At 59.2% G+C, this 13,564-nt stretch carries 15 protein-coding genes and 1 tRNA gene; 1 reads left to right on the top strand and 15 read right to left on the bottom strand.

Annotated elements, in window-relative coordinates; translation table 11 throughout:
- Window positions 1–3 precede the first annotated feature (3 nt).
- The 14 genes from VGL38_05800 to VGL38_05865 form a co-directional block, all read right to left on the bottom strand.
- Complete coding sequence (locus VGL38_05800; GenBank protein HEY3294929.1) at window positions 4–1,278, bottom strand: sodium:proton antiporter; 1,275 nt, start codon at window positions 1,276–1,278, stop codon at window positions 4–6.
- Window positions 1,275–2,111 (bottom strand): hypothetical protein, encoded by an 837-nt coding sequence (locus VGL38_05805; GenBank protein HEY3294930.1) that lies wholly within the window; start codon window positions 2,109–2,111, stop codon window positions 1,275–1,277. Before VGL38_05805 ends, VGL38_05800 begins: the two co-directional genes overlap by 4 nt.
- Window positions 2,108–2,560 (bottom strand): NUDIX domain-containing protein, encoded by a 453-nt coding sequence (locus tag VGL38_05810; protein HEY3294931.1) that lies wholly within the window; start codon window positions 2,558–2,560, stop codon window positions 2,108–2,110. The genes VGL38_05805 and VGL38_05810 overlap by 4 nt, the downstream gene beginning before the upstream one ends.
- 5 nt (window positions 2,561–2,565) lie before the next feature.
- Window positions 2,566–3,705: an isocitrate/isopropylmalate dehydrogenase family protein gene (locus VGL38_05815; GenBank protein ID HEY3294932.1), complete on the bottom strand. Its 1,140-nt coding sequence runs from the start codon at window positions 3,703–3,705 to the stop codon at window positions 2,566–2,568.
- A gap of 155 nt (window positions 3,706–3,860) precedes the next feature.
- A complete protein-coding gene (locus tag VGL38_05820) occupies window positions 3,861–4,283 on the bottom strand; it encodes a hypothetical protein (protein HEY3294933.1) in 423 nt (140 codons plus the stop codon).
- A gap of 29 nt (window positions 4,284–4,312) precedes the next feature.
- Window positions 4,313–5,662, bottom strand: coding sequence for an ABC transporter permease (locus VGL38_05825; GenBank protein HEY3294934.1), 1,350 nt, complete (start codon window positions 5,660–5,662; stop codon window positions 4,313–4,315).
- On the bottom strand, window positions 5,659–6,552 hold the full coding sequence (locus VGL38_05830; GenBank protein HEY3294935.1) for an ABC transporter ATP-binding protein: 894 nt from the start codon (window positions 6,550–6,552) through the stop codon (window positions 5,659–5,661). The genes VGL38_05825 and VGL38_05830 overlap by 4 nt, the downstream gene beginning before the upstream one ends.
- Window positions 6,549–7,088 carry an RsmD family RNA methyltransferase gene (locus tag VGL38_05835; protein HEY3294936.1) on the bottom strand — a complete coding sequence of 180 codons (540 nt, stop codon included), beginning with the start codon at window positions 7,086–7,088 and terminating at the stop codon, window positions 6,549–6,551. Before VGL38_05835 ends, VGL38_05830 begins: the two co-directional genes overlap by 4 nt.
- 110 nt (window positions 7,089–7,198) lie before the next feature.
- Complete coding sequence (locus VGL38_05840; protein HEY3294937.1) at window positions 7,199–7,618, bottom strand: helix-hairpin-helix domain-containing protein; 420 nt, start codon at window positions 7,616–7,618, stop codon at window positions 7,199–7,201.
- Between the two features lies 1 nt (window position 7,619).
- A complete protein-coding gene (dnaJ, locus tag VGL38_05845; protein HEY3294938.1) occupies window positions 7,620–8,783 on the bottom strand; it encodes a molecular chaperone DnaJ in 1,164 nt (387 codons plus the stop codon).
- Between the two features lie 19 nt (window positions 8,784–8,802).
- Complete coding sequence (locus tag VGL38_05850; GenBank protein ID HEY3294939.1) at window positions 8,803–9,333, bottom strand: DUF4337 domain-containing protein; 531 nt, start codon at window positions 9,331–9,333, stop codon at window positions 8,803–8,805.
- A gap of 80 nt (window positions 9,334–9,413) precedes the next feature.
- The gene (locus VGL38_05855) at window positions 9,414–9,974 is read right to left on the bottom strand and encodes a nucleotide exchange factor GrpE (protein HEY3294940.1); all 561 of its coding nucleotides are present in this window, start codon (window positions 9,972–9,974) and stop codon (window positions 9,414–9,416) included.
- A gap of 104 nt (window positions 9,975–10,078) precedes the next feature.
- Complete coding sequence (hrcA, locus tag VGL38_05860; GenBank protein HEY3294941.1) at window positions 10,079–11,140, bottom strand: heat-inducible transcriptional repressor HrcA; 1,062 nt, start codon at window positions 11,138–11,140, stop codon at window positions 10,079–10,081.
- A 465-nt stretch (window positions 11,141–11,605) separates the two neighbouring features.
- Window positions 11,606–12,028, bottom strand: a complete 423-nt coding sequence (locus VGL38_05865) for an ester cyclase (GenBank protein HEY3294942.1) — start codon at window positions 12,026–12,028, stop codon at window positions 11,606–11,608.
- Between the two features lie 251 nt (window positions 12,029–12,279).
- On the opposite strand from VGL38_05865, the gene VGL38_05870 reads away from it, so the two are divergent.
- Window positions 12,280–12,352: transfer RNA gene (locus tag VGL38_05870), tRNA-Glu, on the top strand.
- 169 nt (window positions 12,353–12,521) lie between these two features.
- Here VGL38_05870 and VGL38_05875 read toward each other — a convergent pair.
- The gene (locus VGL38_05875) at window positions 12,522–13,550 is read right to left on the bottom strand and encodes a site-specific integrase (protein ID HEY3294943.1); all 1,029 of its coding nucleotides are present in this window, start codon (window positions 13,548–13,550) and stop codon (window positions 12,522–12,524) included.
- Between the last annotated feature and the right edge of the window lie 14 nt (window positions 13,551–13,564).

Consider the following 13,564-nt stretch of genomic DNA (forward strand, 5'->3'; position numbering starts at 1 on the left):
ACGTCACCGTACCAGAAAATAGGTGATGATCAACACAGGAAGCAGAAACGGCAGCGAGTACTTGTAAATGTACTCGACAAAGCCCGGAGTCTTTGCGCCCGCATGGTCGCAGATGGACTTCACCATAAAGTTCGGCCCGTTGCCGATATAGGTGGCCGCGCCGAAGAACACGGCAGAGATACTGATGGCACGCAGCATGTGGCTGTGGGTTTCGATCCACTGCAGGACGTGCAGCTTGTCATTGACCGACAGCCCTTCGAGACCCATGGCCGCCGCCAGAAAATTCAGATAGGATGGCGCGTTGTCCAGCACGGAGGAGGTGGCGCCAGTGGCCCAGTAGAACCCGCCGGGGGTGGTCAGTCCCAAGAGTGACGCATTGGAAGCCAGCCAGTCGAGGGCCGGGACCATAGCCGCGAAAATCCCCGCGAACAAGATAGCCACTTCGCGGATCGGGTGAAAGGTGAAGCCGTTTTTCCGGTGAATCGCGCGCGGCGTACTGAGATATGAGCCAACGGCAGCAGTGACCATGATCAGTTCGCGGATCCACACCAGATTCTCCGGCAGAAAGGCGCCCACCAGCACCGCCGCAAGAATCAGCGCGAGGAAGAAGAGGTTGCGTTTGCCTTCCAGCGTGAACACATCCGGCGCGGCGGCCATCTCCTGCTCGCCCAGCGATTGTCTGTGGTAATGGCGGTTGTCGAGCCAGAAGAACATGGCCAGCAAAAGTCCGATAGCAACCAGCCACCTGTACCAGAGGTGCTGAATCACCCAGAAGAAGGGCACACCCTTCAGATACCCGAGAAACAGCGGGGGATCGCCGATGGGCGTGAGCGCGCCGCCGCAATTGGCGATGATGAAGATGAAGAACACGGCGTGGAACGGCGCGAACCGCCACCGGTTGCCGCGCAGATAGGGCCTTATCAGCACCATCGACGCGCCGGTGGTTCCTATGATGTTGGCCAGCGCCGCGCCGACGGCCAGCAAAAGTACATTCTGTTTCGGCGTCAGTTCACCATACATGCCGACATGGATTCCGCCCGCCACGATGAACAGCGACCCGATGAGGACGATGAATGCGACGTAATCGTGCGCGGTCTCGACCATGCGCTCGCCGTGTCCGAAGAACGCCGTGTAATACACGACCACCAGCAGGCCCAGCGGCAGAATCACCCACGGATACCGCTTGCCCCACCAGTCCGGGGCGAGCAGCGGAAAGACCGCAATGCTCAGCAGAATCAGCACGAAGGGCAATGCCCAGATCAGCGGCGGAGCGATCACGCAGCGGCTTTCGCAGAAAGGGTCTTCAGAAGTTCTTCCGTCACCTTAAACAGGGCCTTGCACATTGCGCGCCGGCCCATGTCGCTGCGCCGCGAACCGCGCGGAATCTCGATGTGCAGCGCACGCCGCGTCACGTCGGACCGCAGTGAACCGGTCTGCTTTGTGTTTTCCGCCGTCATGCGGATGGCATGCAGCGGTTCAATGGCCATCTCCGGAAGCATCGGCAATTTGCCGCGCATTCCCGCATACCAACCGGCAATCTGCTCGGCCAGTTCCCGTTCCACGCCTTGAGTTGCCACCTCAAGGTATGGCGTGCGGTGGTGAGCATGAAACTCGATCAGCAGATCCAGCGGCAGTGCGCCACGTCCGGAGGCTTCGGCCAGCGCCTGCACATACAGGCGGTGAATGTCCTGCGCGCGCTCGGTGGTTCGCTCGATGCGCCCCGGTCCGGCCGATTCGGTGGGACGGTTGACGTGAATGTGCCGCCCAATGGCCGCAGGTATGGTATGCGGATCCTGATCCCGGTAATTTTTTGCGACCACCCAGCCGAGACGGTAGCGCTGGGCCACGCGGTTGCAGAAGTACTCCGACCAGTTGTCAAAGCTGACATGCGGTGCCGCCGCCACTACAGCCAGCGAACGTCCGCACACGCCGCGCATTTCGATCCGCGCCGGTATCAATTCCTGAACAAGCGCGCGGGCTTCCTCGCGGGAGAGCGTCTTGCCGCTCAGCATCGGAAACTCCTCGCCGGGGCTCCGCAGAAAGGTCATCAACTGCCCCTGCAGGTCATCCGAGCGTTGTAGCGCCAGAATGAGGCGATTGAGGAATTTCATTTTTTCAGCCGCTCGTACAGGTCAAAGGCCTGCAGAATATACTCCGGGGCGTAGCCGTATTTTTTTTCGTCGAGCATCTTGAGAGTGCCTGCGGCAACCTGCTCGCGGGTTGCCCACACGAACTCGTGGTGCTCGTCGCTGATGGTCACGTCACCGGAAGCGCACTCGGCGATATAATCGATCCCTAACATCGGCGGCAGGTGATCAAGAATAGCGCCGAACCATGTGTGGGCCACACCAAGGATCTCGATGTCGAGTCCGGTCTCTTCGCGCACTTCGCGGCGCAGACCTTCTTCGGGGTCCTCGGCGACATTCAATTTGCCTCCGGGAGGGGCAAATGTGAGCGGCGGATTCGCCCGCAGGAGGAGCAGAATCCGCTCGCCTCGAAAGAGATAGGCACCCACCGCCACGCGGTGCGTCAGAGCACCGCGTGGCGGAGAATCAGGCATAGTCATCAGGCAACCGCGACGCGCGCTTTGAGTTTCTCTACAACGGCGTTGGCCATTTCGATGGTGGTGGACTTGCCGCCCATGTCATAGGTGCGGACCTTGCCGTCGGCGATCACCGCGGCGATGGCGTTTTCCAGCCGCACGGCCTTTTCGGTCTCGCCCAGCCAGTCCAGCATCATCTTGGCGGCGAGGAACGTGGCAATGGGGTTGACCTTGTACATGCCGGTATATTTCGGCGCGCTGCCGTGGGTCGGTTCGAACACGGCGTAGGTGTCGCCGATGTTGCCCGCGGCCGCAAAGCCGAGGCCGCCGACGAGCTGCGCGCACAGATCGGAGAGAATATCACCGAACATATTTTCCGCCACGATGATATCGTAGTCGAAGGGATTCTTGACCAGCCACATGCACTGCGCGTCGATGTTGGTTTCGTACAGCGGGATGCTGGGGTATTCCTTGGCGACTTCGCGCGCGGTGCGGACCATCAGGCCGCCGGTCTCGCGCAGCACGTTGGGCTTGTCGCAGACGGTGACGCTGCGGCGGCCGTGACGCTTGGCGAACTTGAAGGCTTCCTTGGTGATACTGCGGCAGCCCTGACGGGACATGATACGGAGCGTCACCGCCAGATTATCGAGGCCGTAGTCACCGAACTTCTTCATCTTCTTGTTGGCGGCGGAAATGGCATCGAAGACGCTTTGCGGCAGAGGATGGAACTCCACGCCGCCGTACATGCCTTCGGTATTCTCGCGGAAGACGACGATGTCGATGCCTTCTTTGTAGTTCAGCGGGTTGCCCGGATAGGCCTTGGTGGGCCGGATATTGGTGTGCAGGTTAAGTTCCTGGCGGAGGCGGACGATGGGCGAAAAATAGTCATAGCCCTTGCCGCGCAGGGACGGGTCGAGTTCGGCGTTGGCTTCGTCGCGGGGCTTGGAGGTGATGGCGCCGAACAGCGCGCATTCGGTCTGGGAGAGGATTTTCAGCGTGCGGTCGGGAAGGGCATTGCCTTCGCTCTTCCAGAATTCCCAGCCGATGTCGCCGTGGGTGTATTCCGCGTCGAATTCAAGTGCGTCTAAACAAATGCGTGCCGCTTCCATTACTTCGACGCCGACGCCGTCGCCGGGAAGCCATGCGATTGAATGTTTTGCCATAGGAAAATGGGGGTTGAAATTGCTATTTGGGGGTATCGAAAGAAAATCGGTATCGTTGCGTTTCGTCCGGGTTGTGTATGTGCTTCAGGAAGAAAGTGAAGAGCGCACAGCCGTGCGGCGCTACAGCAGCCCTTGCTATCTCACGTTTTCTGCAACTACTTCGGCCATTCCTTGTTGGGGTCGGGGCGGAGAATTTCTTTGGCTTTGCTGAGGAGCAGGAGCAGAATGACGTCGAGGACGATCAGAATTTCGGAGAACGGATTCTGCCACATGGCGACCATGGCGCCGACGCCGAGGATCACCAGAAACCACGTGACGCGCCAGCCCAGCCGCCACGCCCACCACTGCATGCGGCGCATATCTTTGGAGGCCGACATGAGGAGTGTTCCGGCAAAGGCCACCGCCACCCCAGTGGCCAGCACCATGTACAGCACTTCGTTTTTGTTTTCGGGGTAGAGCTGCTTCAGGGTGTTTTCCATCGTGAACAGCGGCGCGGCCACGCACTGCACCAGCCCCAGCACGACGAGCAGCATCCCCACGAAGTTCACGCCGTCCAGCGCCAAAATTCTCTTGTCCATGTTCTTTCCCTCAGTAAGTTGCCTTGCCGTTAACTCAGTTCTGTTTGCAACCGCTTGTAGAACACAACGACGGAAACCGTTACGAGCAGCGCGGCCATGCCCAGCAGCATTCCGCACTCGGTGAGAATGCCGCCGAGGCCGTGGTCGCGCCAGAAGATATTCAGAAAGCCCTGCATGGCCCAATGCACCGGCGTGATGACCGCCAGATTGCGAATGGCCTGCGGCATGAGGAAGCTGGGGATCATGGCCCCGCCGATGGCCGACATGGCCAGAATAATCGTCACCTGAAGGCCGCTGGCCTGTTCTTCGGTGCGGCTGAAGGCGGCGATGATCAGACCGAGGCTGCTGGTGGCGAGGGCGGTAACGACAATCATCAGCAGCAGCGCCAGCGGATGCGCCATGACGTTCAGCCCGAAAATGAGACGGCCATAGACCATCATGACGGCGAGCTGCGTGCTGCCCAGCAGCACCGCGTAAAGGTATTTGGAGAAGAGCATCTCGCCGGGCGAGACGCCGGTGACGCGCAGGCGGCTGGCCGTGCCGTCGCGCATTTCGCGCAGCAGCGACGCAGCGATGGCACCGACGGCAAACAGCAGAAACATAACGGCGGGGCCGGCGACGCTCTGGGCAATGCCGGGATTGACGATGTTCTGGCCGACGACGGCTTCATTTTTGATCTTGAACATGCCGCTTAAGGCCTTGTCGAAGCTGAAGCCCGAGGTATCGGCCTTTTTGCTCGAGTCCGGATCGCTGCCGAGCACCATCTGCTCGGGGAACATCTTGCCGACATCGAGCGTATCGGGAAACGTGAAGCCGAAATTTTTCTCGATGGCGCGGCGAATGTCGCCGTTGAAGCTCTTCTGGATCAGGGAATCCGCGCCGAACGCGGACTGATTCATCATGCTTATGGGCATGAGACCGGGAAAGGCGGAGAAGACCTGCCGCTGCAACAGGCCGGAGACGATGCCCGATGCCAAGGGATCACGCGGGTCCTGCAGCATGCTAAGGCGCACCTGACCGCTCTTCAGGCCATCGGAAAAGTCGCGCGGGACGATGAGGGCCACGCTGTTGGCACCGCGCTCCACCCGCTGCCTTGCCGAAACGCTGTCGAGCAGCGACGAGTCCGCCTTTGCTTTCTGCACGATCTCGATTTCATCCAGATCATCGAGTGCGCGCAGCAGCCGTTTTCCCGCGGGGCCCTGATCTTCATTGACGGCCAGCACGGTCATCTCGCTGAGGGCGTCGCCCGAGCGGCCAAAGACCAGACCGAAGACCAGGATCATGACGGCGGGCACGATGAAGCCGAGGCCCATGGCCACAGGATCGGCAACAAAAATGCGAAAGTCCTTGCCGACCAGAGTGAAGAGACGGCGGATCAATTGCGCAGCTCCTTTCCGGTCAATTGCAGAAAGAGCGCTTCGAGATTCGGTCCGGTGATTTCGAGGCGGTCGAAGGGGACGTTGCTGCCATGAAGGCGCGTCACGATGTCACCGAGATCCTGCGTGCGCTGTGGAATGTAATCCACATGGTCTCCTTCCGCCACGCTGGTGACGGAATCGAGCCGCGGCAGCGCCGCCTTGGCGCCGTGCACGCGCACGACCCGCGGCGTCTTCACCAGCGACAGGAGTTCGCTGAGGGTGCCTTCGGCCAGCAGCGCACCGTGATCAATGATGCCGATGCGGCGGCAGAGGCGTTCGGCCTCTTCCATGTAGTGCGTGGTATAGATCAGCGTTTTGCCCGCGGCATGAAGATCATGCAGCAGCGTGAAGATGCGGGCGCGCGATTGCGGGTCCACGCCGACGGTGGGTTCATCGAGCAACAGAATGGGCGGATCGGCCAGCAGCCCCACGGCAAGGTTCAGCCGCCGTTTCATGCCGCCGGAAAAGGTTTTGACCTTGTGGGTCGCGCGGTCCTCCAGTCCCACGGCGTCCAGCACCGTGCGGATGCGCGAGGACAGCGCGCCGCCGCGCAGTCCGGAGAGCGAACCGAAGACTTCAAGATTCTGGCGCGCGGTGAGCACGTCGTAGAGCGCGATCTCCTGCGGGACGACGCCGATGGCGCGCATCCCGTTGGGAGCGGAAGCGATGGTCAACTGTCCATCGTCCGGCTGAAGCAGACCGGAGAGGATTCTCAGCAGCGTGGTCTTCCCCGCTCCGTTGGGTCCGAGCAGGCCGTAGAATTCGCCGCTCTGAATGTCCAGATCCACGCCGCCCAGCGCGGTCACATTCCCGAAAGATTTGCGAAGACCTTTGGCAAGGACGGCGCTCATGGCATGTCCCAGATGCTGACGGTGGTTTCGCCGAAGATGCGCGATTTGCGCAGGACCAGCGGCGGAATATCCGGCGGAGCGTTGCGGCGGGAATGTTCGAAGACCAGCACGCCGCCGTGCAGCAGCATTCCGGCGTCGAGAATTTCCTCGATCACCCGCGCGGGCAGGACGTCCGAGTAGGGAGGGTCGGCGAAGATCAGGTCGAAGGGCTCCATCCAGCGGTCGGATTTATGGAGAAAATGGGACACATCTTCACGAAAAATGAAGGCGCGGTCTTCGAGGTGGAACTTCTCGATGACGCGCATCATCCGTTTTTCGGATTCGTGGGATTTGTCCACGAACACCGCCTGCGCCGCTCCCTGCCGCAGGGCCATGACTCCATAGGAGCCGACTCCGGCAAACAGATCGAGCACGCGGCGATTTTCGATCTCATCGGTGAGCATGCCGAACACCGATTGCAGCGTGCGCGCCGCCGTCGGGCGAAGCTCTCCGTGATGACTATTGCGTTTGGAACCGGAGGAAAGTCGAACAGCCACGGGCCACCTCCGAAGAAAATTTGAAATTAGAAATTGGAAATAGGAAAGAAAGCAAAAATCAAAAAGCAAAGAGCAGAAACGCAGGGGACTCCTTTTCTATTTCACATTTCCTATTTTCGATTTTCTTCCGTGCCCACTATGCATTTGTCGCGGATGGCGGCGAGGCGTTTGGGACCGATGCCGGGCACATCATCGAGTTGGTCGACCGAGGCAAAGTGCCCGTGCTGCTCGCGGTACTGCACCATGCGCGCGGCGAGCACCGGGCCGATGCCGTCGAGCCGCTCGAAGTCCGTTGCGGTGGCAGTGTTGATGTCAATGGGCGCGTTCTGCGCGGCGAACCGCGCCGCCATGATGGAATCGGCGCGCCGTTTCAGGTCCTGCGCCGCGACGTCATTTTCGACGACCGTCAGCGGATACTGCACGGGTTTGTGACGGATCTCCTGCACCACACGGGTTCCCAGCCCCGCGGCGAAGGCGATGCCGAGCAACCAGAGCATGGTACGCGGGCGGAAGCCGAAATTACCGATCATCTCATGTGCCTGAGGTTTCCCGGGAACGTTTGAAGAAACTCTTTTCGCCCGTGGGCGTGCGGAAATTGTCCGAGTTCCGCAGTTCGTTGATCATCTCTTTTTCGCGGGCGTTCATCCGCTTGGGGACCATCAGCCGGATTTCCACCAGTTCATCACCGGCGCGGTAGCCGTTAAGCGACGGCAGACCTTTGCCGCGCATGCGCAGAATGCGGCCCGGCTCGGTGCCCGGATCAATTTTCAAGCGGGCACGCCCGGTGAGGGTCGGCACTTCCACCTCGTCACCAAGGATAGCCTGCGGAATGGTGAGCGGCAGCACGTAGATGATGTTGTCGCCGTCACGCGTGAAATATTCGTGCGGCAGTTCGTCGATCACCACCACAAGATCACCCGAAGGCCCGCCGTGCGGTCCGGCATTGCCTTCGTTACGCAGCGTCAGATATTGCCCGGCGGAGACACCTGCGGGGATGTCCACCGTGACGACGGTCTCTTCGCGCACACGTCCGTCGCCCTTGCAGACGGGGCAGGGATCGGAAGTGATTTTGCCTTCACCATGGCACTGAGGGCAGATCTGAATATTGACAAACTGTCCGAGAAACGTGTTGGACACCTGCCGCACCTGTCCGGTGCCGTGGCAGGTGGGACAGGTTTTGCGCTGGGTGCCCTTCCTGGCGCCGCTGCCGCCGCACTCGGCGCAGGCCTGATAGCGTTTGACCTTCAGCTTCTTTTGCACGCCGGTGGCGATCTCCTCAAGGCTGAGGTTGAGCTTCACCTGAAGATCGGTGCCGCGCACGCGGGCCGGACCGCCGCCGCCGCGCTGCTGGCCGAAGCCGCCGCCGAACATGCCGCCTTCCATGAACTGGCGCAGAGCATCCGACAGGTCGAACTCGAAGCCGCCGTAGCCACCGCCGCCACCGGGAGCGCCCGCGCCGGCACCCATGCCCATGCCCGCCTGTCCGAAGCGGTCATACTGGGCGCGTTTCTGTTGATCGGAGAGCACGGCGTAAGCTTCGCCCACCTCTTTGAACTTCTCCTCAGCAGCGGCATCCCCCTTGTTGCGGTCGGGGTGGTACTGCATTGCCAGGGCGCGGTAGGCCTTCTTGATGTCGTCGGCGCTCGCGTCGCGGTTCACGCCCAAAACTTCGTAATAATCTCGCTTGTTCGCCATGTAGGGTATATTCGGAAACCTATTTCATTGTCGCCAGGATGCCGTTCACAAAATTCAGCAGGCCAAAAGCGCCTACCACTACGCCCAGCACCCACACGTATTTCTTCTTGATCAGGGCAGCGAGGGCGGAGAACATAATGGCAACCTGCAGATAGACCACGGCAAGGCCGAAGCGCCCGCTGTGCTGCTGAAAGTCAACCTTAGCCTGCTCCAGTGCCTTGGCACTGTCGCTGATCTGATTCTTCTCTTTGTTGTAGCGATCGATGTCCTTTTGCAGATCGGCAAGCCGTGTCTGGTAGGTGTGCGCAATGCCCGAATCGGACACTTGCAGAAGCTGCATTTCGAAGGCGTCGCGCTGCAATTCACAGGTGTGCTGCTTGACGCTCTTGGACTGGAAGTATGCCCACTGATTGGAAGCACTGGTCTGGGCCAGCACCGATTTGGTAGAATATCCACCGCCTTTGAAGGTGGAAAGAGTTGCGCACGCCGAAAAGATAATCGTCGTGATGGCGAGCCAGTTCAGCCACGCCGCCTTTGGTTCGTCTGCCATCTGCCTGTTGGAATTGTCTGAGGTGGAGAAAGTTACACGTCGTGCGGGGACGCAGGGCATCCCCGGAGACCCTGAGTAGTCTATTGTCCGTTCGAGGACTCGCCCGAAGATCCGTCATCGGCGCCGGCGGTGAGTGCGGGCTCGGCGGAAACAATCACCTGCGCGTGGCGGATCACGCGGTCACCGAGTTTGTATCCCGGCGTCATTACGGCCAGCACGGTGCCCGCCGGAAAGTCGGGAGTCGGCTGCATGAGCATGGCATCGTGCAGGGCGGGGTCGAAGGGCTGGCCGACGCATTCGAACTTGGTGATGCCCCGGGCATCGAGGTAAGACCGCAGCTTGCCGTAAATCATGTCCACGGCCCGGCGGTACTGCTCTTCGGAGATCGACGGGTTTTGCAGCAGGCGGTCGAAGTCATCGATCGCCGGAAGCAGGCTCACGATCAGCTCTTCGCCGACCAGATCCCGCACGGAAGAGAGTTCCTGCCGCGACCGTTTGCGGAAATTATCGAATTCCGCCAGCTTGCGCAGATACTTGTCGCGCCAGTCGGCGGCCTCCGCTTTGGCGACCTCCAATTCCGCCGCGCCGTTGTCGAGCGTGTTCTGCTCTTCCGGCGTCTGATTCTTGTCGTCCGTACTCATGGTATCGTTTTGTCGGTTTTGATTCTTTGCGTTTCGGTCGGGGTGCAGATGCGGGAATTTCAAGCGGGCCGATGCCATCGGCCCCTACGCCCGCCTTTGCGGGTTCAGCGCACCTGGGATCCGCCGCTGAGGTGGCGGCCGATGGTGTGGGCGGTAAATTCTACAATGCTCTTCATCTTCGAGTAGTCCATCCGTGTCGGGCCGATGACGCCAAGCTTGCCGGAAATCGTCTTCACCCGGTAACTGGAGGTCAGCACGGAAAGATCCTTGGCCCGCATGTCCGGATTTTCGCTGCCGATGGTGATCAGCACGTGGTTTTCGGCCTGCAAGCCTTGCAGAAGATGGACGATAATATCCTTGTCTTCGATCAGCTCGATGATACCGCGCATGGTGCGGGGATCGGAGAATTCCGGTTGCGACAGCACTTCGGCCCGGCCACTGATCTTCAGATCTTCGTGTTCGCCGAAGTTGAACAGTTTTTCCGCAGAGTCTACAAAGAACCTTACCAAACCCGGATGGCCGACCGACATGCTGGCAAAGCGTTCGCCGATTTCCGCCTTCACTTCATCGAGCGTCAAGCCCGCCAGGCGGTTGTTCATCGAACGGCTGATGTGCCGGAGTTGCTCTTCGGGAACACTCTGCTCGAGTTCCACCATGATCGTGCGCACCGGCCCACTTTCGAGGGCGATGACCACCAGCACCCTGTTCTCGGAAAGGCGCACCAGATCGATGCGATTGAGCACGGCCTCATCGAGGGCGGGCATCATGGCAATGGACAGCAGCTTGGATGACGATGACAGCACACGAGCCGTGACGGCCATAATCTCATCGAGTTCCTGCGACACGCCCTCGAACTCGCGTTCGATGGCTTCCCGCTCCTCGGAGGATAATTCGCGGGTGTCCATCAGGTCATTGACGTAGATCCGGTATCCCAGATCGGAGGGGATTCTCCCTGCCGACGTGTGCGGATGCACCAGCAGCCCCATCTCCTCCAGATCGGCCATCACATTGCGGATCGTGGCGGGAGAAAGATCGAGGTTTCGTTTGCGGGCAAGCTGCCGCGACCCCACCGGCATAGCCGTGAGGATGAAATGCTGAACCACGGCGCTGAGGATCTGCCTTTCACGCGTGGTCAGAACGGGCATCTTGTTGTTCGCTGAATTCATTCTGAAAACCAGACCTTAAGCTGAAGCAGAACGCCTTTCTACTTCCCCTTTGTTCCAAGGGGGAAGGTGCTGAGACAAGGCGCTGAAGCACCTTGCCCCTCTTCCGCATGGGTATTCACAGAGAGAATCTGCTTCTTTTGGCAGCCAAACCCGTTGGCCTTTTCTCCCAAAAACTCTAACCATGAAAAATACGGAACTTTGACCCGATTGTCAAGCCCCGAACTTCCCGAATAACAATACTATTAATAATTGCTTACAAATCATCGCCCCGCAATGGCTTGTTCTTGCCGGTGCGAAGTCCTTCAACCTGTAAGTCTTTGAACAAAAAGGAGTAGGTTGCAACAACCCACTCCCTTTCAAAAACTCGTCTACTCCACACCGAAGTTCCACCGCTTGAAGCTGGGTCCTGAATATGGAGAAAGGGCAGCCAGTGCGGCCGCCCTTCCCCTTAGATTCAAGGCAAGTTCAGGCCTGCATCGGCTGCACAACTCCGAGTTGTTCCATCATCGACATGCGATCCGTCACCCCCCAATGCTCAACGCATTTGTCCCCGGAAAAGCGGACAATGTCAATCCCGGTAACATTCACCTTCTTGCGGGTGGGCGGAATGTCGCCCAGCGGTCCCGTATGCGTGCCGGTCCAGGTGATGCGGCCAATGACCGTGTCGCCCATTTCCCAGACGTCTTCCACGGTCACCCGCAGGTCGGGAAACGCAGTGTGCATCATCCGGATCAAATTCTTGAGCCCTTCACTGTTCGGCGGCTCCACTCCCGTCTCATGTTCCTTCATGTTGGGGGCGATGAAGCGGTCAACGACCTTCAGGTCTCCCTTGCCGATTCCGTCTTCGCATACAGCACGATACATGGCGATCTGTTTCGATTCTGCCATATGTCCTCTCCTTTTTCCCGACCTATTACTTGCCGACTGAATTGAATCCTCACTCAGTTATGCTGTGACCATCTTTCCGCATCACATCCGCAAGGTCGCCTACTCCGTGCAAAAGGTCCGAGCGTGACACCTCGCGTCCATTCAGAAAGATCCCATAACGAACGCTACCGGCATGCATTGTCCGTATGAAGCGGTGGCTTGACAGTAAAGTCGGGAATCGTTATATTAAGAGTTCTTAAGTTTTGGACCTTGCCGCCTTCGTCTAGTGGTCCAGGACGCTGGCCTCTCACGCCGGTAACAGGGGTTCGAATCCCCTAGGCGGTACACCTAAAGGTAAGTAGAGTCATCTACTTACCTTTTTTGTTGTGTCTGCCAAAGGTATGCCATAGTGGCCGTGTCCACAATGTGTCCATGCGTGTCCATCAAGGTCGTACGAAACCAACAGCCAGCCGAATTTACGTGGCGTGTCCAAGCGGTGATCTTGAACATTCGGTCATTCGAAATCCAGTCGGTTCACGGCATCGTGAACGTGCTCTGGAGCCAGGGTCAAATAATGCTTTTCGGTGACACGGACGCTGCTGTGGCCAAGCAACCGCGAAACAACGTAGATATTGACTCCGGCCGCTACTAACTGCGACCCGAACGTCGCACGCAGGCTGTGGAGCGACAGACCCGGCGGTAGGCCAATCTGGCGCGCCCACCGTCTGAACTTCATGGAAATCTGGTTTGGCTCGTAATGCGGAAACAGCCTGCCAATCCGGGGACCGGGCCATTCATCTAACACCCGAAGTAGGACAGTACTGACCGGAACGGTGCGCCGCTTTCCCATCTTGCCAATTTCCCCGCGAACCACCAATTGTTTCCTGGCAAGGTCTATGTCCTGCCAGGTCATCCCTAGTGCCTCATTCCGCCGGCAGCCTGTCTGAAGCAGGAACTGGAGAAACCGCCTAAACTCCGGATCTGGAGTGCTCAGGACGTCCGTGATCTGTTCCTTCGTCAGCCACACAAGCGGTTCTGACTCGGGGAGTCGAAGTTGTTTGAACGCCTTCCTACCGTCCAGCCTGTACCATCCCAATTCCGCGGCCTGATTCAAGGCCGTATTGAGCACGCGAATCTCAATATTCACCGTGGAAGGCGACGCCACGGTCAGACGTGCGGCCTTGTAACCCTCGATTTTGGCCGGCGTCAACTCCACTAGCGGGATATCGCCCAATTCCCGGATCACAGCTTGGAACACCAATGCCTCCCGTTCTTGGGTCTTCGGGCTCTTGTTCGACCCCGCGTAGATCGCAGTTTCGCTGGCAAGTTGACTGAGCGTAGGACCGGTGGACTCAGCCGGCGATGACTGCGTGCCGTCAGCCTTCCCTTCCACAATAGAGTTGCAGAACTTGTGGAAGATCTTCTCCGCAGTTCGCCGATCGGTCTCGCCGATGTGATAAGACTTCTGCTTGCCGCCCACCGAATAACGAATGTCCCACACGACGGTCCCAGATTTCAGAATGCGTTTTCTCAATGACGGCACAGATCATCACCTCC

It is taken from the genome of bacterium (assembly GCA_036504735.1).
Classification (GTDB): domain Bacteria; phylum Electryoneota; class RPQS01; order RPQS01; family RPQS01; genus DASXUQ01.